This is a genomic window from Candidatus Phycorickettsia trachydisci (genome assembly GCF_003015145.1).
In the GTDB taxonomy this organism is placed as follows: Bacteria; Pseudomonadota; Alphaproteobacteria; order Rickettsiales; family Rickettsiaceae; genus Phycorickettsia; species Phycorickettsia trachydisci.
Window position 1 is genome coordinate 1,398,242 of the sequence record NZ_CP027845.1, and the last position, 20,841, is coordinate 1,419,082.

Consider the following 20,841-nt stretch of genomic DNA (forward strand, 5'->3'; position numbering starts at 1 on the left):
ATGAATCTATACGGCCTATACGTTTTATATCTCAAGGAAACTAAAAGGTTTCTAAAAGTTTATAATCAAACCATCATTACTCCTGCAGTTTCATCTTTATTACTTCTGGCTGTACTTGTGCTTGCTACAAGTCATACTAATGCAAAAGTCAAAGGTATAGATTTTGAATATTTTATAGGCTGTGGATTGATTATTATGAGTATTTTGCAAAATTCGTTTGCTAACTCTTCATCATCTTTAATCATGGCAAAAGTGATAGGCTACATAACAGATCTACTCATTCCTCCATTTCAAGGCTTTGAGATCGTCACAGCATACACTTTAGGGGCAATTACTCGAGGGATTTTAGTGGGATGTATGGTCGCAATGTGTCTTTATCCTTTGATTAAATTCCAGGTACATAGTTTAGGTTACTTATTATTTTTTAGTTTTGCTGCGAGTATGTTGATGGGATTAGTTGGAATTTTAACCGGACTGATTTCAGAAACATTTGATCAAAATACCGCAATGACTAACTATGTTATAGGTCCCCTCTCCTTTTTATCTGGAACATTCTACTCTATAGAAAAGCTTCCTCATTTTTTCCAAATTTTTAATCACTTTAATCCATTTTTCTATATGATTGATGGATTTAGATACTCTTTGACTGGAGTACATGATAGTAATATTCACATTGGTGTTGCAATCTTAATCTCGTTTAATACTATTTTATTCTTGGTTCTTAAGCACTTGATAGATATAGGATGGAAACTAAAAAATTAACTTTATTGCTCAAATAGTCTCATTACTATAAAATTATAAAAAAATTCTCATAAATACGTATGACAAAATCAGTTCTTGTTGCAATAGTAGGCAAACCTAATGCTGGAAAGTCTACCCTAATGAACAGCATAATTGATTACAGACTATCCATAGTAACCCCTAAGGTACAAACTACTCGTAACATTATCAGAGGTATTCTTACAAAAGATGAAACGCAATTTATCTTTTTTGACACCCCAGGGATTTTTAAGCCTAAAAATAACTTAGAGAAGCTCATTGTTAAATATGCTTGGGATAGTTTGAAGGGAGTTGATGCTGTTGTGCTGATGATTGATGGCACTAGGGAATTAGACGATGAAACAAGCCAGTTGTGTACCAGGTTGCACAAATCATATCAACTTATCATTGCTATTAACAAAAAGGATATTGCGTCCAAATCAAATTTATCCAATCAGCTAAAAGAGATTGCTCCAAATGCTCATATTATGCAAATTTCTGCATTAAAAAGAGATGGTATTAATGATTTATTAAACTACGTTGAAAAATTTGCGGTGCAAAGTCCTTGGATTTATGATGAGGATTTGGTTACAAACTTGCCATTAAAATTTTTAACAAGCGAAATAACCAGAGAGCAGCTTTTCTTAAATTTAGGTCAAGAGCTTCCGTATAATCTTACGGTTTTAACCGAAGAGATGACAAAAAAAGATAATAATGAGTATGTTATTAAGCAAACTATCGTTGTAAGTAAAGAAAGCCATAAGAAAATCATAATAGGTAAGGGGGGGGATAAAATCAAAGTTATAAACCAGAAGGCAAGGAGCTGTATGGAAGAATATTTAGGAATTAAGGTCCACCTTTTTCTTTTTGTAAGCGTTAAGAACTGGCTCAGTGCGGCTCATATGTTCGTCTAGAGATATGTAAAAAAGTTTGTGAAAGTGTTTTATAAGAGATTCAGTTAAATCAAAAATACAAACTTTTTGATATTCTTTCAAATTCAAGTAAAATCAATTTAGATAAATTAAACTAATATCATTAATGGATCTTGACCTACTTATTTTTTCTGCTTTCTTAGCTTTAAGTCTTGTACTAGGCTTTATGAGCAGTACAAAAGTTACAAATATCTCGGAGTATGCCCTTGGCAACAGAGATTTTCCAACATCAACATTAGTAGCAACTATAATAGCTACTTGGATTGGTGCAGGCTTATTTTCCTATACATTAATTGAAACTTATAGACAAGGAATATACTTCTTGGTACCACTATCAATGGATTCTTTGGTGCTAGTTTTGATTGGTTATGTTTTTGCCCCTCGTATGGGAGAATTTTTAGGCAAACTTTCAATCGCTGAAAGTATGGGTGAGATGTTTGGCTCGAAAGTTAGAATCATAACAGTAATATTCAGCCTACTACGCACTGTTTGTTTTTTAGGCATAAATTTTCAGGTATCTTCCACTATTTTAGAATCAGTTTTTGGTACATCGGGGGAATATGCTACCTTATTAAGCGGATTAATAGTAATTGCATATTCAACATTAGGAGGAATCAAGGCTGTTACCTTTACCGATGTGATACAGTTTTTTACATTCGGTTGTTTGATGCCCGCTATAGCTATTATTGCATGGCAAGCTTTGGGAGAAAGCAACAGTATTAAAGTATGGAATACTTTAACAACCAACCCTATTTTTGACTATAAAAAAGCATTTGATTTAAGCAATCCTAAGTTCTATGAAATGTTAGGTGTATGCTTGGTATTTTTAATTCCTACACTAGAACCTGAAAGTTTTCAAAGAGTATCAATGGCTAGGAGTGTAAATCAAGTAATGAGGTCGTTTAAAATTGCTGGTATATTATGCCTTTTGTTCCAGGTAGTTGTAGCTATACTTGGAATATTTATATTAAGTGATAATCCAAATTTAGATCCAGATAGTTTAGTTAGCTATATAATTAGCCATTACACTTATCCTGGTTTTAAAGGTATGGTTGCCGTAGGAATTATGGCAATGATCATGTCCAGCGCTGATTCTGCTATTAATTCCATATCAATAATCTTTGCACATGATTTCTGTAAGCCTTTGGGACTTTCTTGGGCTAATAATGAATTAATAGTTGCCAGAGTAGCATCATTAGTATCAGGCCTTGGAGCAATGCTAGTTGCACTGAAAGTAGGTAGCATCTTTGATTTAATGCTTTCATTTGCGGGACTATATTTACCCGTAGTTAGTATTCCTTTTATTCTTGCTGTTTTTGGTTTTCGTAGCTCAGGCAAATCTGTTTTTGCAGCAATGTGTAGCACAATATTTGTTTTACTGTCATGCAAACTCTTCTTATCAATATCATCTATTCCAAGGCTGATAATTGGTATTATAACAAGTGTAACAGTGCTGTTTGGCATGCATTACCTTATAACCCAAGATGGGGGATGGGTAGGTATTAAAGATAATAAGACTTTCAGAGCTGTGACAAGTACAAGAAGAAGATTTTGGGATAGAGTCTGGCAGGGGATAGTAAGCTTTAATTTTATAAGGTTCTGCAAAAGCAATATGCCACAAAAAATAGAGACATATTTTTTCTTTGGTATGGTTGCTATTGTTTCGACAATTGTCTCTATGATTTCAATGCCTTCCAGTGCACTTGTCTATAATGATATTCTTTCGATTGGTTATATGACCGTACTGACTTTAGCTTGCTATCTACTGACGTATCCTCTTTGGCCTAATACATTCAAAAATCCTACTTTTGTATCTATATTTTGGATATTCAGTAGCTTATATATTTATATTTTTGTTAGTAATATTTTTTTAGTTCTGGGTGATGGTTCTCAAATTCAAACAGCAATCTTCTTCCTCAATATTACTGCTATTTTATTAGTGTTTAGGTGGAGAGTAGCATTGATCATGTTTTTGGTAGGTTTTGGAGCTAGTATTTGGTTTATGACAAGTTTTATCCACGTGGATTACCCACATCTTACTAACATGAAATTCTATCTAGTTTTCTGTTTACTATTACTTAGCAGTATTCTAATAGCATTTTTACGCCCTACACAAGAAAGACATGATAGAAACACTTTATTACTTTCAGCTCAAGCAAAAGAAATGCGTAATATGTCGCAACAACTTCTAAATCATATGATTATAAGACAAGAATTTATCAATAACGTTAATCACGAGATTAGAACCCCAATTCACCATGTTGGAGCATATTTAGCAGATCTTAATGAGAATTGGGATACTTCAAGTAATCAAGAAAAAAGAGAATCTATTGAAGGTTTGAATAAAGGTTATCAGAGAATTAGAAGTTATATGGATGATATTCTTGACCTCTCTAATTTAAGCAATAACAACGTGGAACTTAAATATGCAAAAGTTAATCTACAAAAATTAGTGTCGGAAGCTTTAGATCAGTTTACAAGTCTTTATTTACAAGATAAGGACCTACAATTTCATTTTGAATGTAAGGCAAAAGATATGGTAGTAAATTGCGACAAAGATAAAATCACTCAAGTATTGATCAACCTTCTTAAAAATGCAGCAGAATTCACTCCTAAAGGCACAATAGAGGTCGTATTAGCTAATAAAAGTATATCAATTAATCGTAAGCAGTTAAAAGGCATAGAATGTTCTATTATAGATGAAGGTGTGGGAATCCCAGAACAAGAACTGCTAGAAATTTTTGGACCATTTATTCAAAGCTCACGTACTAAGAATATGTCAGGCGGTAAAGGTCTTGGCCTTGCAATATGTGAGCATATTATTAAGCTGCATAGTGGTCGAATACATGCCAAAAACAATGACAAAAAAGGTGCTACAATATCTTTTGTTATACCTCTCAACAGTTCTTTGACTTAATCTAATCTTATCAAAGAGTTTTAACTCTTTTTTAACCTTCTATCCATAATAATTGCAATTTATTTGCGGTTGTTTATCCTATCGAACCAAAACATAATATAAATATAGCCTAATAATAAATTGTATAAAATGGATAAGATATTAAGAGCTATAGCTCAAGCTTATAAAAAGGCTTTAATAAGCTTTTTGAATAGTTTGGGAGAACGTGATATTGATGACTTAATAACTTTGCAACGTAAAGCTTTAGAGCGTATTCAGATACCTTTTGACATTAACGCTAAAGATGAAGCGGGAAATACTGCCCTGCATATAGCTGCACGAGGTGGTTGTAAAGATCTAGTAGAATTGCTGATAGACAAAGGTGCTGATATTGAGGCTGAAGATGAATATGCAAGAACCGCCCTACCCATCGCTGCTCAAAATGGTCATAAGGATATAGTAGAGCTCCTGATCGCAAGGGGTGCTAACGTAGAGGCTGTTAATGAATATGGGAATACTGCCTTACATATAGCTGCGGGGAAAAATTGGGAGGATTTAGTAGAGCTGCTACTTGACAGAGGTGCTGACATTAAGGCTGATAATAAACTTGGATGGACCGCGCTTCATCTAGCTGCTTATAATGGTTATAAGGGTTTAATAATTCTATTGTTAGATAGAGGTGCTGACATTGAGGCTAAGAACATGGACGAAGAAACTGCTTTGCACATAGTTACTCGCAATAATTCTGAGGAGTTGGTATTGCTGCTCTTGTCTTTGGGAGCTGATATTAAGGCTGCTAATGAGAAAAAAGAAACTGCTCTGCATATAGCTGCAGAAAGGGGTTATAAGAATATAGTAGAAATACTGCTACACAACGGTGCTGACATTGATGCTAGGAATATGGACGAAGAAACTGCTCTGCACATAGTTACTCGCAATAATTCTGAGGAGTTGATATTTCTGCTATTGTTTTTAGGAGCTGATATTAATGCTGCTAATGACAAAAGAGAAACTCTTCTGCACATAGCTGCAGAAAAGGGTTATAAGAATATGGTAGAGCTGCTGCTAGACAAAGGCGCTGATGTTAAGGCTTATGATGAGTATTCAAGAACAGCCCTGCTTACTGCTGCAGAATATGGTCGAAAGGATTTAGTAGAGCTGCTGCTTGACGGAGGTGCTGACATTGAGGCTTGTAATGATGAGGGGAAAGTTGCACTGTCCGTAGCGTTGGATAAAGATGAACAGGAAGTGGCAAAGTTACTATTTGACAGATCTCTTAATGTTAACGCTACCAATGAATATAAAGTAACTGTCTTACATATAGCTGTGGAGTATGGTTGGAAGGAGATAGTAGAGCTGCTGCTTAACGAAGGTGTTAGCATTGACAGTACTGATGAGTTTGGTAAAACTGCCCTACATATAGCTGCGTTATGTGATCAAAAGGATGTAGTAGAGCTCTTGCTTAACAAGGGAGCTAACATTGAGGCTAGAAATGTAGAGGAAGAAACGGCTCTGTACATGGCTGCGGAATATGATTGTAAAGATGCAGTAGAGTTGCTGCTTAACAAAGGTGCTGACATTGATGCTGCTAATGAGGATGGGGATAATGCCGTACTCATCGCTGCGAAAAATGGTCATAAGGGTGTAGTAGAACTACTGCTAGACAAAGTAGCTAATATTGAGGCTAAAGGTGAGTATGCAAGCACAGCCCTGTACATGGCTGGGAGACATGATCATCAGGATATAGTAGAGCTGGTGCTTGACAGGGATTTTGACATTGAAGATGAGGATAAAGAGCGAGTTCTACATATAGCTATTAAAAGAGGTCATGTGGATATCGTAAAGCTGCTGATTAAAAAAGGTGTTAACGTTGAAGCTGTTAACCATATGGGTGAAAACGCTCTGTATGCAGCGACTTACAGATCACATATTAAGGTTCTAGAGTATCTGATTGGTATTGTTGATAATCCTAATATTTTTCACGAAGACTCCCAAGTTATGGAAAAGCTAATACATGGGCGTCATTATGATCAAGATGGGCCCCTAACGCCAGTTGTCTCGTTTTTATCTCATTATAAAGAGCAATTGAATTTAAATAGATCAATTATACATGGGTATTTAGTTGGAAACATTGATAAAATTATTATATATGAGCTAAATAAACCTAATAATAACCTGCAAGGCTTGTATAATATACTCGAAGCTTTTAGGAATCATAATGATCATGCATTCTGTAATTCCTTCCTTGCAATGATAGAAGAAGCAGTGAAGAGTAGTTTTATTCCCAAAATAGCATTTGATTCGTCTAAAAAAATTATTACAAAACCTTTAAAGGTTAAATCAGAGCTCAAAAATTTTAAAAAACTATTTGATTCTAAAGATCAAATTATCACTGAAGACCAGAACGAGTATGCGGCTGCTTTTCGTAAAATTTTTGAACAAAATGATAAAAAGATAGATGAATGGCTCAGTAAAACAGAGAATTGCATAGTGGGTTTAGTAAATATGACAATTGCGCCAACAGATTCTTTGGGTAAAATATCTAATGGCAGTGCTGCCACTAAAGTTCTAATTTCTTTTCTCGATCCTGAAAGTGTATTGAATTTATTTTTCACTAGATACCCTGGAGAAAAAGATCTATTACAAGCTGTAGAGCAAAACTGTAGTGAGCCAAACAATGATGAACCAACTGCTAAGTGTCCAAAATTATCACATACTAATGAAAACGAGCATGGTTATGATTTTGGAGAAGAGGATAATGGAGCAGAAATAATGGGAGGTACTTACTCTGGTGGTGTTGAAGAAAGTAAGGGGAATAGTTAAGCTGCTATCTTGGTCAATGTGTATACCCTAGCCAAGGTGTAGAGGGAGATTATCAAAATAGGTTATCAAAACTTTATTTCAAACCACTGGGTACGAGGGGTAATAGTCGAGAATGTATAAGAAAAAATCAGCCTATGTTGGTTAGATATGAACTAAAAAGTGATATAAGATTTTGGATAAACCCATCGTTCTTTCTAGGTGCTGGGCCATAATGCTGGATATAGAGAAAACAAAATTCCTGAGACTTGCTCAATGGAATAGGGAAGCTTGCTTGCTTCCCTAAAATCTTTAAGCTAAAGTAATTTTTGCGCCTACTGCTTCTAAGTCTGCTTTAATTTTTTCAGCTTCATCCTTTTTTACACCTTGTTTTAAAGGTTTTGGAGCTGCTTCAACTAAAGCTTTTGCTTCGCCTAATGGAAGGCCTGTTAGTTCTTTTACTTTCTTAATGACGTCTAATTTTTTCTCACCAAAAGAATCTAATACAACATCAAAGCTTGTTTTAGCTTCTGCTGCTGGTGCTCCGCCTGCTGCTGGTGCTGCTGCGATAGCAACTGGAGCTGCAGCTGATACTCCCCATTTTTCTTCTAGTAATTTAACCAACTCTGCTGCTTCTGTAATTTTTAAACCTGACAAAGTGTCAACAATTTTTTCTAAATCTGCCATAAAACTTTAAATATTATTTGATTTTTAACTATTTGACCCTATTAACCTTTACTCTGGGCATCCAAAACATTTATAACATTTTGTGCTGGTAAAGACAATAAGCGAACTAATTTACCTGCTGGTGCATTAATTGCAGCTACTAACATTGATCTAATTTCATTCAATGAAGGCAGTTTAGCAATTTCTGCGACTTCTTTTTGAGATAGCAAGTCGCTATCCATCATTCCTCCAACAATCTTAAAGTTTGGATTATTAGAGGCAAATTTATCTAGCAACTTAGCAGCTGTCACAGCATCACTTGAGTATGCTATTGCAACCGGACCGGAAGCAATAGAAGAAATTAATTTCTTACCCGCATTTGCCGCAGCGATTTTAAGTAAGCTATTTTTTACGACCTGAAATTTTACTTCAGAAGGCTTTAAAGCTTTCTTCAGAGTATTAATATCAGAAACCGTCATTCCTTGATAATGAGTAATAAAAATGCCTGAGTGCTCAGCGCAAATTTTCTCTAGGTGACTTACTATTTCTGATTTCTTCGAACGTAACAACACTTTTATTTACCTATTTTACTAAAAATGGACGAAAGTCTAATTTTAAAGCCGGCATCATTGTAGAGCTAATGAAAGCTTTTCTGACGTACTCTCCTTTACTTGCGGCTGGTTTTGCTTTAAGTACTGCTGCAAAAAACGCATTGATATTTTCTGTTAATGCATTGTTATCAAAAGATAATTTGCCAACACCAGCGTGGACAATACCCCCCTTATCAGCTTTAAATTCTACTTGACCAGCTTTCGCAGCTTGGACAGCTCCCGCTATATCAGTCGTAACTGTTCCAAGTTTTGGATTTGGCATTAAACCTTTAGGTCCTAAAACTCTTGCAACTTGACCAATCATACCCATCATATCAGGGGTAGTGATACATACATCAAAATTGATAATACCTTTCTTGATGTCATCTATGATATCCGCGCCGCCAACTAAATCAGCTTTTGCAGCTTTAGCTTCATCAAATCTTTCATCTTTGCAAATAACGGCAACTCGCAAAGTTTTACCGGTACCACTTGGCATATTAATCATGCCACGCACTACTTGATCAGATCTTTTTACGTCAATCCCAAGCTTTAAAACGACTTCTAAAGTTGGATCAAATTTGACAAAAGAAGAACTTCTCAAAATATCTATAGCTTTGTCTAGCTCATAAGTTTCTTGCAACTCTAATTTCTCGCGCAAGTTTCTTATTTTTTTTCCTCCAGATAGTTTATGCATAAAATTTACTTCACAATTCTTAAGCCCATAGATTCAGCAGAACCCATGATTGTTTTGGTTGCTTGGTCAATATCATCAGTATTTAAATCAGCAAGCTTAATCTTTGCAATCTCTTTGCAAGTATCAACGCTAATTTCTCCTATGTGAGCATCTTTTTTAGTTGCAGAAGATCCCTTAGATATATTGCAATGTTTCTTAATTAAATCGCTTGCAGGAGGAGTTCCTATTGTAAAATCAAAACTTTTATCATCAAAAATTCTGATAGAAACGGCTACTTTTAAACCTTCTGGGAAAGGCAGCTTCTTGCTTTCCTCATTAAACTGCTTACAAAAATTCATTATATTAATCCCTCTAGGACCAAGTGTGGTTCCAATAGGAGGCGCAGGGTTTGCCTTACCTGGCTCAACAAAGAGCTTTACTTTGGTAAAATTGCGAGCTAGATTCTTACTCATAAATTACTTAATATTATTCTCGAATAATGACTATAACAGATAATTGTTTTATAATCCACTATTTTTTTTCTTCACTTGAGAAAAACTGACAGATACAGGTGCTGATCTTCCTAGTATATAAACAGATACCTCAAGTTTAGATTGTTCAACGTTAACAGAAGTGATGGTGCCGCTTAAAGATTCAAACGGACCGTCTATAATTTCAACTACATCTCCTACCCCGTGGCCTTTTGTGCTTTGATCTTCCTTCCAGAAATTAATTTGCTCTAGTACCTTATCAATTTCTTCTTCTGAAATTTCTGAAGCTTTAGAGCTTGATCCCAGGAATTTAGAGACTTGTGGGATAGATTTTACTAATTGCCACGATGCTTCATTCATTATCATCTTGATAAAAATATACCCTGGCATAATTTTTTTACTAACTTTAACTTCCTTACCTCTTTTTAAAGCATCAACTTCTACTGAAGGTATGATAATGTCAGCAAACATTTGGATTAGGTTGTGCTTTGCAGCATTTTCTAAAAGCAACTGTTTGACCCTTTTTTCTGATCCAGAAGCTATATTAATTGCATACCATTTAAACTGCTCTTCTGACATCTTATTTTCCTAAATTCAATAAAAAAGTTATCACTTTATGTATAATAAAATCTAAAAATAGCCCGCACAAACTAAGCAAAAAGATTACAACAAGCACAACTATAGTAGTAGATATTAAATCTTTTCTAGAAGGCCAAATTATCCTGCGGGCTTCTTGTTTGACTTCGCTGTAAAACTTATAAATACTTTTTATCATATCATTTTAAATAAAAATGGCAGGAGCGACAGGGATCGAACCCGCGACCTTCGGTTTTGGAGACCGACGCTCTACCAATTGAGCTACGCTCCTAAAAAATATGTATTTAATCGCTTTTAAGTTCAAAAGATGGACAATAGGACGTTAAGCCTTCAATCACTTTACTAGCTCTTACCAACAATCTTACCTCCTTGCTTTTTATCTTTTTGTATGCAGTTTCAACCAAATGTTCCAAAAGATTATATTTTTTCGCGTTAGAGGTCTCAACAATCATATTTACAATATGGTCATAACATAACGTATCTTCCAGAAGATCGCTCTTGCAAGCTTTTGGTCTATCAAAAAAACTAATGGATATAAACCATCTAATTTTCTGCTTGCGACTTCTCTCTTCTTCCGTAGCACCTATATAGACATCAGTCTCAAGACTATCTATACAAATTGTCGCTTTTGTCACTTAAATAATAAAAACATATGTTTGATGATTATATGCGATATTACATCACAAGTCAAAGATCAATGCAAAAAATGCTTAAGACTTGATTTTTTAATAAAAATTTTGTATATATTAGCAAGTCTATTGCTTATCGTAATATTAGGCAGTAGTATAGTCTTAAAGGCTTGAAACTAAATATCAAGATCTATGCAAAAAAACTTAGGTTTATTCGGAGATCGAAGATTTTGGCCCTTAATGGTCACAATGTTCTGTGGATGTTTAAACGATTGCATATTAAAAAATGCACTGATTATCTTAATCATATATAAAATCGCTTCTTCTGAAGCTGATTTACTAGTACTTCTCATAAACAGCATGTTTATTTTGCCTTTTATAATTTTCGCGGGAGTTGCGGGGCAAATATCTGATAAATACGAGAAAGCTCTCTTAATTCGAATTATCAAATTCTCAGAAATTTTTATTATCCTGCTAGGATTAATAGGTTTTTATTATTCCCACCTTGCTACTTTAATACTAAGTATTACGCTTATGGGAATCCATTCGGCATTTTTTGGAACGCTAAAATTGAGCATAATACCAGATCAATTAGAGCAAAAAGATTTTATGCTCGCAAATGGTTATATTGAGATGGGGACCTTTATTGGAGTATTAGCTGGGACTTTTTTGGGAGGGCTATACACTTGGCATCAGCAATTCGTGATGGTCTTAATGTTGATAGTTGCTTGTGGCGGATTTATATCAAGCTTATTTATAATTAAGTCTCCTAATTATGATTCTAAAGTGGTTATTAATCCAAATCTTTGGAAGGGTGCTACTAATATTCTCAAGGAATGTTACATGAGACCTAAAATATTTTTATCTATCTTAGCTATCTCGTGGTTTTGGTTCATGGGAGCAAGCATTTTATCTCAGATACCCGTAATTACTAAAACTGTTTTCGGATGCGATGAGTCAGTTGCAAATCTTTTTTTAGGTGTTTTTTCTATAGGAACAGGTTTGGGGTCACTCTTATGTAGCAAGATCTTGAAAAACAACCTCTCTACCAAATATATAGTTGCTTCAGCCATAGGTATGAGCATATTAGGCGTAGATTTATACTTCTTAACTCGTACCGCAAGCTCTGAGGTCGCTGAGCTGATGAACATAACAACATTTTTAGCGAAATTAGAGAGCTGGCATATTATGCTCAACTTGATGCTATTTTCAACTTTAGGGGGAATTTATGTTGTACCTCTTTATACAATTGTTCAATCTCTTAGCTTATCTGATGAGAGAGCAAGAATGATAGCGGCTAACAACCTGATGAACGCTATTTTTATAATGGGCTCAGCAATACTTATTGGAGCTTTGCTTTATATTGGTTGTAGCATCTCTTTTGTAATATTAATATTAAGCCTCTTAAATCTCATGGTTGCAGGATATATCTATGCCTTTCTTCCCGCACAAGAGCCTTTGCATATAAGAGTTGTCGCTGGACTTATCAGAGTCTTCATGAATATTTTTTATAAAGTCGAAGTAACTGGGTTAGAAAATTATCATAAAGCTGGAGATAGAGTTGTGATCATTTCAAACCATGTTTCATATCTTGACGCAACACTATTATCTGTCTATATGCCAGAAAGACCCGTGTTTGCTATCAATAGAATGGTGGCTCAAAAATGGTGGATAAAAATTTTCTTAAAATTAATCAAAGCCCACCCTGTGGATAATGATAATCCACTTGCTATAAAAAATTTAATACGTGAAGTACAAAATAAGAAAAAAGTTGCTATTTTCCCTGAAGGAAGGCTCAGTACTACGGGAAAATTAATGAAAACTTATGCAGGACCAGCAATAATTGCTCAAAAAAGTAAAGCAAAAATTTTGCCAGTAGTAATTAGTGGTCCAGAGCACACGATCTTTGCAACAGCTAGATCAATGCCTATAAGGCGTTTATTTTATAAAGTTAAAATGCATATAATGCCTCCCGTGAGCTTGGATGGCGTTTTTGATTCAGCAGTGAACAAGACAAAATATGCTGCATCTTGGCTATATGATTTAATGCTAAAAAGTTCCTTAGAAGCTTCGGAACATAAAAAGCCTTTATTTGCTGAGGTTGCTTTGGCGGCTAAAACTTACGGTTTGAATTACCAAATTTTAGAAGATGCAAGTTGGGCTAAGAGATCATATGGTTGGGTTATAGCTAAAGCCTTACAATTTGCTGATTTGATCAAAAAAAGAAAATGCGTTGGGTTGTTACTTGATAATACTTCTAACTCAATACCTGTATTATTAGGTTCTCAGATAGCAGGAGCACAAGCTGTTATATTAAATAGGCTGGATATTAATTCTGCTTGTGAAAAATATAATATTGAAGAGATTTATGCTTCTGGTGGATTACCAGCTGATGCCCCATGCGTAGTTCATATTATTGAAGATATTTTAACAAAAACTCCTCTTTTAAAACGTATTAAATATTTTCTTAAAAGCCGAAATTTAGATAGTTTAATCAAAAAGGCAGATGGGAACAATGCTATAATTTTCTCTGATAATTTGCGTTTGTCTTGTGAAAATCTCACTTACAATATCAATCAAGCGGCAAATAAGCTTGACTTAAATGTTAACGATAAAGTTTTTTGTCCTCTTCCTTTATTTGATACTCTGGGATTCCAGATAGCATTGACTTCTATTACATCTGGGGTTAAATTGTTTATCTATCCTTCCGATTTGGATTCAAGGACAATTACAGAGGCTATATACGGCTCTGATGTGACAATTATATTTGGTACAGATCAGCTTTTAAGCTATTACGGACAAATTGCGCACAGCTATGATTTTAGTTCTGTGAGGTACGTTTTTGTTTATGGCGAGCGTCTTAATAGTGCCACGTCAGACTTTTGGCAGCAAAATTTTGGTATTAGAATCTTACCGTTATATGCTTTAGAAAAGGCTTCTAGTGTATTAGCTTTAAGTACTAAAATGGAATATAAAGCGGGTAGTGTTGGTAAATTGTTGCCGGGAATAGAGTACAAGCTACAAAAATTTAAGTGCATTGAAGATGGTGGTAAGCTATTCATACGAGGCAAAAATATCAGTCATGATCAGTGGATTGACACAGGAGATATAGTTAAAGTTGACGAAGAAAAATACGTAACGGTATTAGGAAGAGCAGATCAATTTTGGCAAAAAGATAACACTCTGATCTCATTACCTCTACTTGAGGATGTGGCTCTCAAAATTGATCCTTCAGAGCAGCATGCTGCAATTAAAATGGGCAAAGATCAAATAGCTTTGTTTAGTACTAGTAGTAAAGTAGATAAAAAGAGTATCGAGAAGATTTTCAAAAAAGATAGCATATCATCCTTAAATGCTCCTGCTGAGATTCATACAATTGATAAATTGCCGCTACTTGCAAACCATAGGGTCGATTACGATGCATTAAAATCAATTATTAAGGATAAAATTTAAGATAAACACAGTCTATTGGTTAGCTTATTTAAATTTGAGATTCTTAATAAAGTACTAGGTGCTAACTATGAAGTTACTCGCATAGCTTTTTTTACGAGGTTTAGGTAGAGTGGCCTTAATATACTCGTATTCTATATTATTTTGTTTTGCAAAATTGATTGCATCATCTAATGTATCAAATTGCATTTTAATTTGAGCAACCGGGTCGCTGCATCCTGTCCATTGATGATGAATTTCCTGATATCTTTGTTCTTTTGACTCTACTGCAACTAGTAGATATTTCTTAAATGCTCTACCTGACTGAGTGACACATTTAGAAGGTTGTAAAATGACAGCTTTCATAATAAAATCTGGAATAAAGATTAATTAAATTATAGCAGAATAATATGACTCCTAAACAAAAAGAGACAGATTTAGTGAAAGAAATCGAAAGTATGACTTATGAAGCAGCATTTATTGAATTAGAAAATATTGTTAAAAACATCAATTCGGGAAGTCAAAACTTGGATTCGGTAGTAAAATCTTTAGAAAGAGCCTTTGCTTTGGCTAAACATTGTCAAACAAAGCTAAACAGTGCAAAGCTTGATATCAGAAAAATGGTGCAGGACTATGAGGGAAATACTTCCACTCAGGAAGTGACGAACTTATAGATAGAGAATATTGATAGCTCAAAATAATGCATACAAAAATATATAATCTCAACTATAACGTTAATGAGAAGAAGGATTTTTTGAAGCAAAATGTTTTCTATCAATAATTACCTTACAATATGTTTCCAGAATTATTGCTTAATCCAACAAATGATGGTGATAATAAAGGTATAAGTCCCCAAAACTTTGCTCAAGAAATAATATCTGGAGAAGAAAAGTTAATAAAAAATTTGCCTTATATTTGCCAGAAGGCGGCAATAGATCTGTGCAAGCAGAAAAAATATAAAGAAGCTAGCAAAGAATTTAAAAAAATATACCTAACTACTCAAGATGACCATTATAAAGCTTTGTTTTTGCATACTCATGCAATGATTTTGCAAGAAGGTGGAAAGTCTGATGAGTCTATTGCTAAAAACTTTGTTGCTCTTAAATTAGTTAAAGATGAATTTTTTAAGGATAAGATACGATATGAACTCAGCAAGTCTTTGCGAATTCAAGGCATAGAATTTGCAAAACAAAATGATTTTGAACGGGCTGCGATTTCAATTGGTGCATCTGTAAAATTAAAATTTAATGGTGACGAAAGGTTTGGAATAATAGATTTTTTTGAGAGTTTAGGACGACTTGCAATTGCAGGCGGAAGGTTTGATATAGCTATTCAAAAGTATATAGCTGTTTACCAAATTACGAATGATTCAAACTACAAGGCTAATATCGTATGTTGCCGAGGTCTTGAGATAATCAATAAGGTTCCAACTACGGGTTTGTGTTGGATAGCGTTAGCTAGTACCATCTGCAGTCCGGATTATGTGGATCGAAAATTTTTTCTGGAGTGTTATACAGGAGTTATAAAAGCTTTTTCCATTGACCAAGAGATCAAAATAGCAGAAATTATGTCAATTGACAGAGAAAAAGTTATCCAAAAATCTGATAAGGAATTATATAAATTTTTGGATATCGATGAAATCAATCTAGATGAAGAGGTGTTGGTATTTGAAAACGTAAATATTTTCAGAATCCAAGAATCATTAGAAGAGCAGAATCTATTAGAAATAACGCCCCTACATATCGCAGCTTTTTGGGGTCAAATTGATGAAGTGAAAAAAATCCTTGAGGATAAAGAGATTGATATTAATAAACAAACTATAGGTGGAGATACGGCCTTGCATCTTAGTGTAGTCAATGGGTATCTTGAAATAGTAGAATTATTCTTAAAACATCCCTGTATTAATATCGCACTTACTTGTGATGATGGTTATACAGCTCTAGAATTATCTATAATAAATAGTCGCTTAGAAATATTAGAGTTATTCTTGAATTATGACCTAGATCTTAAAAAGCAAGATTATTTAGGTCTTGCTTTTGAAAATAAATCTTACGGCACAATCTTACTATTTTACAGTTTGGGTTTGAAGTTGGATTTAGCGGGCGGAGTTTATCAAAATATATCTGTTTTAGTAAATGACATTCAGTATATTTATAACTCTTCTTCCGATATATATAAAATCATTGGAGGTATTCCTCTTTTGAATGATTTAGAAAAGCAACTATCATTTACTAATGCGTCTTCTGCAATTAAATTTCTATTAGTAGAGCTACATAAAACAATTACTGAATTTTTGAGTAATATACACAAAGATTTTGCAAGTAAAAGCTCTATTATTATAGATCTTGCAAAGTATTCGAAGATTTTGCCTTATTTAGTGGAAGTGTGTAAGGAACTATTGGCCCAAGATCATGATGATGGTATATGTTTTGAGAATGTTCCATGTGTTGGTCTTGTTAAATATTCAGATTTGCCTCGGAATTATAAGACGTTTTTAAAAGATGATCATGATCAAAAACAGCTATTTAAAGATATAACTGATTTACTAGACTACCTTAATCAACCCGAAACTCAGCTATTGGGGTTCTAAGCAGAAAGCAACTTCGATAAACTAATTGATTCCAATGGAATAATCTAGTTATTGGCTTTTGACACAAGGTAAATAAAGTTTTGTATACCTTAAATGTTTATAGTATATATTTTGGGCACTACTGCAAAGATAGTCAGATAAGATTCAAACAAGAAATACATAAAGTTGAAGGCAAGAAACAAGAAATTTTTAAAAATTTTATAAGTATACCTTATAAGCTAAGCAAGTCTTTAAATTTTATAAAAGAGCAATTTCCAGAGATATCAAATTTTTTACCACAAGAGCTTTTGCATAACGCTTTGTCTTCAATAATAAGAATATATAGTAAAAAATATACTGAAGGTTTTTCAGATAAGAGTGTTAAAACTGATCAACCTGAACCAAGTATAAAAGGAGAAATAAAAGCAAGTATAATATCATTTTTGCTATTCAACGAACAATAGGACGCAGGCATGCTTTGCATAGAAGGTTTAGAAGCTCCTTGGACTCTAGAGAAGAATGTTGATTCAGAGTGCAATCAAGAGATACTAAGCATCTCAGATAACAATTGGATTATATGGGAGTAGTGTAAGACATAAATATGAACTAATGTTACATATTTAAATAATTTATATTTATATCTTATTATTGTTATTCTTATAATTTTAGATATAATTTAAATTAAGGTAATTAAATATGGCATTTTATGACAAGAGAAGAACAAAAAGCTTTATTAGAAGCTATAAGGGCAGGCAACTTAGAAACTGTTAGAGAATTACTCCACAATACTAAACCATTAGAAGGTGAATGCATAATTAATGATGTGATAGTTGATGTTACTACTCAAAGGCCATCTACCTTAATACATGAAGCCTTATCTCAAATAGAAATTTTAAAAACTCTCCTCTTTTATCATGCCAAGCCCGATATAAGTATTACCGAGACAAGTGAATTACCTCATTTAGAACAAAAAATTTCTACAAACACTCCTCCATTAAGCCAAGCTATAATCAATATGGCGCTTCGTAACCAAAATAATTATGCTGTATTTGCTTTAATTGAGGCTGGAGTTGATGTCAATTTAGAATGGAAGGAGTATAGGTTTAATTCTAACGATGGATCTCTTCTTGCATTTGCCCATCATACACCCTTATACAATGCTATGAAACTCGCAGCACAAGACATCAACCCTCGAGTACAAGAAAAATTCATACCAGTAGTTTATAGACTACTTGAAGCAGGAGCTGACCCAGGTATTCGCGCACGTTTCATACCAGATGTTCCGTTTGATATGTTTGATAACACATTTCATTTAGCTTTAATGAGTAAAAAACCCGAATTAATTGATGCTATGTATTCTATATGGTCTAAGAAAAATTCACTAACATCTTTACATAACATTATAATCTTAACTCTCTATCTATCAGTATCCGAAAATGAAATTAACAAGACCCTAACTCAACAATATCAAAGAGATGATTGGTGGATCGATGATTTGAAACAAAAAACTCAAGAACATGTTGGTAAATTTCGTGAAGAAATTTATAAAATTGAAGATATAGGACAAAAAATTTTCAAAAATTATATAAAGATACCTTATAAGTTTGACAAGCCCTTGGATATGATAAAAAAGTATTATCCAAATAATTTAGATGCCCTGCCAAAAGAAATTTTTCAGAATAATCATGATACTTTAGCTTCAATAATTAGAATATACAGCGAAAAATATACTCAAAGCTTTCCAAATAAGGTTCTTGGATTACTAGAAAAGATATGGACGTATGTAATAGATTATCTACCATTTTTAAACAAAGATGATAAAACAGACTCACTAGAGCCAAATATAAAAGGGGACTTAAAAGCAAATATAATATCATTTTTGCCACTCGAAGAACAATGGGACGCAATTATGCTCTCTAAAAAAGGTTTAGAAGATCCTTGGCTTCCACCAAAAGAGTTAGAAATTCCAAAGCAAAAGATAACTGGCCTGAGTGCAGAATTTGCGGAAATGTGTACAATATCGTAGAATTTAGATTACATTCGTTAAGATACTAATTTTGTTATGAGAGATTGCTTTATGAACAGGGCATTTTTCAGCTATTTCCTTAAATTTTTGAATTAACTCAGGTGTTTTGGCTTCCTCAAAAATAATATCGCATGTAAATATATGGCTATTTTCATTGGTTCCTTGTATAGGTGTATGAATAATAGATATTTTGACTTGAAATTGCCCAAGTTCCAAATTTTTACGCTTTGCATAAAATTGCAATGTCATCGCCGTACATGTCCCCAAACTAGCAGCAAGTAAATCAAAGGGATTCATACCACTATCACTACCACCAATATCTTTAGGTTCATCAGCCATAATGGAATGATTAGCAGTTTTTACAGAAAATGCAAAGGGCCCTACGTCGTTAACCGAAGTGATAAGGATCTCTTTCTTTTTTAAATCAGACTGCTGTATCATCAACTTCTACCTCTTAAAAGGACGCATTGCATAGCCTTTGTATAACTGCCTTGGTCGATATAGTTTTTGCTCCTCATCTTCAAGCATTTCTTTCCATTGAGAAATCCATCCTACAGCCCTTGCCATAGCAAATAGTACAGTAAACATTTGGCTTGGAATTCCTATAGCCTGATATATGATACCTGAGTAAAAATCTACGTTTGGATAAAGCTTTCTTGTAATGAAATACTCATCCTGCAAAGCTATGCGTTCTAACTCAGTTGCAATTAGCAATAATGGATTATCTTTCTGATTAAGTCTTTCTAAAACATTTTTACATGTTACCTTCAACACAGCAGCACGTGGATCGTAGTTCTTATAAACCCTATGACCAAAACCCATTAACCTGAAAGTATCATTTTTATCCTTTGCTCTATTGATGTAGTGCGGTATATTCTCAGGAGATTTTATTTCGCGCAACATGTTAATTACAGCCTCATTAGCACCTCCATGAGAAGGGCCCCATAAAGAAGCTATACCAGCACTGATACATGCAAATGGGTCTGCGCCGCTTGAGCCTACGATACGCACCGTGGAAGTTGAAACGTTTTGTTCATGATCAGCATGCAAGATAAAGATTTTATCAAGTGCATCGACCACAACAGGATCTGGAACGTACTCTTCACTTGGCACTGAAAACATCATATTCAAGAAATTTGCCGTAAAACTTAAATTAGTCTTAGGATAAACAAATGGTTCTCCAATTGAGTATTTATAAGCCATAGCCGCAATTGTTGGAATTTTTGCTATAATATTGATAGCAGCAATTTCCCTTTGATCTTTGTCACGGATATTTAATCCGTCATGATAAAATGCGGCTAAGCAGCCTATTGCTCCAATTAAGATAGCCATTGGATGACCAGAATGACGGAATGCTCCAAAGATATGCCTTAATTGCTCATTCACCATTGAATGTCTAGCAATCTTTTTTGCAAATTCTTCATACTGTGCTTTGTTAGGAAGCTCCGAATTAAGTAAAAGGTAGCTGCACTCAAGAAAATCAATATTTTCAGCCAAATCTTTAATATCGTATCCTCGATAACGCAAAATTCCATTATCACCGTCAATATAGCTGATTTTAGAGGTACATGATGCAGTCGACATAAAGCCAGGATCAAAGGTACAATAACCTGATAGTGCATAAAGTTTAGAAACATCTACTACTTTGTGACCGATAGTTGCCGTTTTTACGGGTAATTGATAAGTTTTATCACCAATCTTTAATTCAGCGAATTCATTTTCCTGATTTGACATAAAAGCATAAATTTAAGTTGCTTTTATGATCTTAGCAGCAAGCTTTGT

General features: G+C 34.1%; 19 protein-coding genes and 1 tRNA gene. 9 read left to right on the plus strand and 11 right to left on the minus strand.

All coding sequences use genetic code 11. The features are described 5' to 3' along the window. The 4 genes from phytr_RS06060 to phytr_RS06075 all read left to right on the plus strand — a co-directional run bounded on the left by phytr_RS06060 (position 1) and on the right by phytr_RS06075 (position 7,410). Entirely contained in the window at positions 1–762 is a 762-nt protein-coding gene (locus phytr_RS06060; protein WP_106874970.1) for an ABC transporter permease, read from the plus strand. Positions 763–821: 59 nt separating this feature from the next. Further along, positions 822–1,673 carry a GTPase Era gene (gene era, locus phytr_RS06065; protein ID WP_234352490.1) on the plus strand — a complete coding sequence of 284 codons (852 nt, stop codon included), beginning with the start codon at positions 822–824 and terminating at the stop codon, positions 1,671–1,673. A gap of 184 nt (positions 1,674–1,857) precedes the next feature. Continuing rightward, a complete protein-coding gene (locus tag phytr_RS06070; protein ID WP_158706903.1) occupies positions 1,858–4,608 on the plus strand; it encodes a sodium:solute symporter family transporter in 2,751 nt (916 codons plus the stop codon). Between the two features lie 129 nt (positions 4,609–4,737). Continuing rightward, on the plus strand, positions 4,738–7,410 hold the full coding sequence (locus phytr_RS06075) for an ankyrin repeat domain-containing protein (protein WP_106874973.1): 2,673 nt from the start codon (positions 4,738–4,740) through the stop codon (positions 7,408–7,410). Positions 7,411–7,698: 288 nt separating this feature from the next. On the opposite strand, the gene rplL is transcribed toward phytr_RS06075, so the two are convergent. From rplL to phytr_RS06115, 8 genes are all read right to left on the minus strand, one after another. Continuing rightward, positions 7,699–8,073 carry a 50S ribosomal protein L7/L12 gene (rplL, locus tag phytr_RS06080; RefSeq protein WP_106874974.1) on the minus strand — a complete coding sequence of 125 codons (375 nt, stop codon included), beginning with the start codon at positions 8,071–8,073 and terminating at the stop codon, positions 7,699–7,701. A gap of 41 nt (positions 8,074–8,114) precedes the next feature. Then, complete coding sequence (rplJ, locus tag phytr_RS06085) at positions 8,115–8,624, minus strand: 50S ribosomal protein L10 (protein ID WP_158706904.1); 510 nt, start codon at positions 8,622–8,624, stop codon at positions 8,115–8,117. Positions 8,625–8,634: 10 nt separating this feature from the next. Then, positions 8,635–9,339: a 50S ribosomal protein L1 gene (gene rplA / locus phytr_RS06090; RefSeq protein ID WP_106874976.1), complete on the minus strand. Its 705-nt coding sequence runs from the start codon at positions 9,337–9,339 to the stop codon at positions 8,635–8,637. A gap of 5 nt (positions 9,340–9,344) precedes the next feature. Then, positions 9,345–9,791, minus strand: coding sequence for a 50S ribosomal protein L11 (gene rplK / locus phytr_RS06095; protein WP_106874977.1), 447 nt, complete (start codon positions 9,789–9,791; stop codon positions 9,345–9,347). Between the two features lie 48 nt (positions 9,792–9,839). Then, on the minus strand, positions 9,840–10,388 hold the full coding sequence (gene nusG / locus phytr_RS06100) for a transcription termination/antitermination protein NusG (protein ID WP_106874978.1): 549 nt from the start codon (positions 10,386–10,388) through the stop codon (positions 9,840–9,842). A gap of 1 nt (position 10,389) precedes the next feature. Beyond that, positions 10,390–10,584, minus strand: a complete 195-nt coding sequence (secE, locus tag phytr_RS06105; RefSeq protein ID WP_106874979.1) for a preprotein translocase subunit SecE — start codon at positions 10,582–10,584, stop codon at positions 10,390–10,392. A gap of 17 nt (positions 10,585–10,601) precedes the next feature. Then, positions 10,602–10,677: transfer RNA gene (locus phytr_RS06110), tRNA-Trp, on the minus strand. A gap of 13 nt (positions 10,678–10,690) precedes the next feature. Continuing rightward, positions 10,691–11,041: a dihydroneopterin aldolase gene (locus phytr_RS06115; RefSeq protein ID WP_106874980.1), complete on the minus strand. Its 351-nt coding sequence runs from the start codon at positions 11,039–11,041 to the stop codon at positions 10,691–10,693. Positions 11,042–11,227: 186 nt separating this feature from the next. On the opposite strand from phytr_RS06115, the gene phytr_RS06120 reads away from it, so the two are divergent. Further along, positions 11,228–14,488 carry an MFS transporter gene (locus tag phytr_RS06120; RefSeq protein WP_106874981.1) on the plus strand — a complete coding sequence of 1,087 codons (3,261 nt, stop codon included), beginning with the start codon at positions 11,228–11,230 and terminating at the stop codon, positions 14,486–14,488. A gap of 54 nt (positions 14,489–14,542) precedes the next feature. Here phytr_RS06120 and phytr_RS06125 read toward each other — a convergent pair whose 3' ends face one another. Then, a complete protein-coding gene (locus phytr_RS06125; protein WP_106874982.1) occupies positions 14,543–14,830 on the minus strand; it encodes an NADH dehydrogenase ubiquinone Fe-S protein 4 in 288 nt (95 codons plus the stop codon). Positions 14,831–14,874: 44 nt separating this feature from the next. Here phytr_RS06125 and xseB point away from each other — a divergent pair, with 44 nt between their 5' ends. From xseB to phytr_RS06145, 4 genes are all read left to right on the plus strand, one after another. Beyond that, positions 14,875–15,138, plus strand: coding sequence for an exodeoxyribonuclease VII small subunit (gene xseB, locus phytr_RS06130; protein WP_106874983.1), 264 nt, complete (start codon positions 14,875–14,877; stop codon positions 15,136–15,138). Between the two features lie 119 nt (positions 15,139–15,257). Next, positions 15,258–17,054 carry an ankyrin repeat domain-containing protein gene (locus phytr_RS06135; RefSeq protein ID WP_106874984.1) on the plus strand — a complete coding sequence of 599 codons (1,797 nt, stop codon included), beginning with the start codon at positions 15,258–15,260 and terminating at the stop codon, positions 17,052–17,054. A gap of 80 nt (positions 17,055–17,134) precedes the next feature. Beyond that, positions 17,135–17,497, plus strand: coding sequence for a hypothetical protein (locus phytr_RS06140; protein ID WP_106874985.1), 363 nt, complete (start codon positions 17,135–17,137; stop codon positions 17,495–17,497). A 242-nt stretch (positions 17,498–17,739) separates the two neighbouring features. Then, on the plus strand, positions 17,740–19,059 hold the full coding sequence (locus phytr_RS06145; RefSeq protein ID WP_106874986.1) for an ankyrin repeat domain-containing protein: 1,320 nt from the start codon (positions 17,740–17,742) through the stop codon (positions 19,057–19,059). Between the two features lie 3 nt (positions 19,060–19,062). Here the strand turns inward: phytr_RS06145 and phytr_RS06150 are convergent, their stop codons facing one another. Further along, positions 19,063–19,500, minus strand: a complete 438-nt coding sequence (locus phytr_RS06150) for an OsmC family protein (RefSeq protein ID WP_106874987.1) — start codon at positions 19,498–19,500, stop codon at positions 19,063–19,065. 6 nt (positions 19,501–19,506) lie between these two features. Then, entirely contained in the window at positions 19,507–20,793 is a 1,287-nt protein-coding gene (locus phytr_RS06155) for a citrate synthase (RefSeq protein WP_106874988.1), read from the minus strand. Positions 20,794–20,841: the final 48 nt, after the last annotated feature.

What these genes read in the sequence shown, in the direction of transcription:
- phytr_RS06060 (WP_106874970.1), top strand. Translation starts at nt 1, where the DNA reads ATGAATCTATACGGCCTATACGTTTTATATCTCAAGGAAACTAAAAGG.
- era (WP_234352490.1), top strand. Translation starts at nt 822, where the DNA reads ATGACAAAATCAGTTCTTGTTGCAATAGTAGGCAAACCTAATGCTGGA.
- phytr_RS06070 (WP_158706903.1), top strand. Translation starts at nt 1,858, where the DNA reads ATGAGCAGTACAAAAGTTACAAATATCTCGGAGTATGCCCTTGGCAAC.
- phytr_RS06075 (WP_106874973.1), top strand. Translation starts at nt 4,738, where the DNA reads ATGGATAAGATATTAAGAGCTATAGCTCAAGCTTATAAAAAGGCTTTA.
- rplL (WP_106874974.1), bottom strand. Translation starts at nt 8,073, where the DNA reads ATGGCAGATTTAGAAAAAATTGTTGACACTTTGTCAGGTTTAAAAATT.
- rplA (WP_106874976.1), bottom strand. Translation starts at nt 9,339, where the DNA reads ATGCATAAACTATCTGGAGGAAAAAAAATAAGAAACTTGCGCGAGAAA.
- rplK (WP_106874977.1), bottom strand. Translation starts at nt 9,791, where the DNA reads ATGAGTAAGAATCTAGCTCGCAATTTTACCAAAGTAAAGCTCTTTGTT.
- nusG (WP_106874978.1), bottom strand. Translation starts at nt 10,388, where the DNA reads ATGTCAGAAGAGCAGTTTAAATGGTATGCAATTAATATAGCTTCTGGA.
- secE (WP_106874979.1), bottom strand. Translation starts at nt 10,584, where the DNA reads ATGATAAAAAGTATTTATAAGTTTTACAGCGAAGTCAAACAAGAAGCC.
- phytr_RS06120 (WP_106874981.1), top strand. Translation starts at nt 11,228, where the DNA reads ATGCAAAAAAACTTAGGTTTATTCGGAGATCGAAGATTTTGGCCCTTA.
- phytr_RS06125 (WP_106874982.1), bottom strand. Translation starts at nt 14,830, where the DNA reads ATGAAAGCTGTCATTTTACAACCTTCTAAATGTGTCACTCAGTCAGGT.
- xseB (WP_106874983.1), top strand. Translation starts at nt 14,875, where the DNA reads ATGACTCCTAAACAAAAAGAGACAGATTTAGTGAAAGAAATCGAAAGT.
- phytr_RS06135 (WP_106874984.1), top strand. Translation starts at nt 15,258, where the DNA reads ATGTTTCCAGAATTATTGCTTAATCCAACAAATGATGGTGATAATAAA.
- phytr_RS06145 (WP_106874986.1), top strand. Translation starts at nt 17,740, where the DNA reads ATGACAAGAGAAGAACAAAAAGCTTTATTAGAAGCTATAAGGGCAGGC.
- phytr_RS06150 (WP_106874987.1), bottom strand. Translation starts at nt 19,500, where the DNA reads ATGATACAGCAGTCTGATTTAAAAAAGAAAGAGATCCTTATCACTTCG.
- phytr_RS06155 (WP_106874988.1), bottom strand. Translation starts at nt 20,793, where the DNA reads ATGTCAAATCAGGAAAATGAATTCGCTGAATTAAAGATTGGTGATAAA.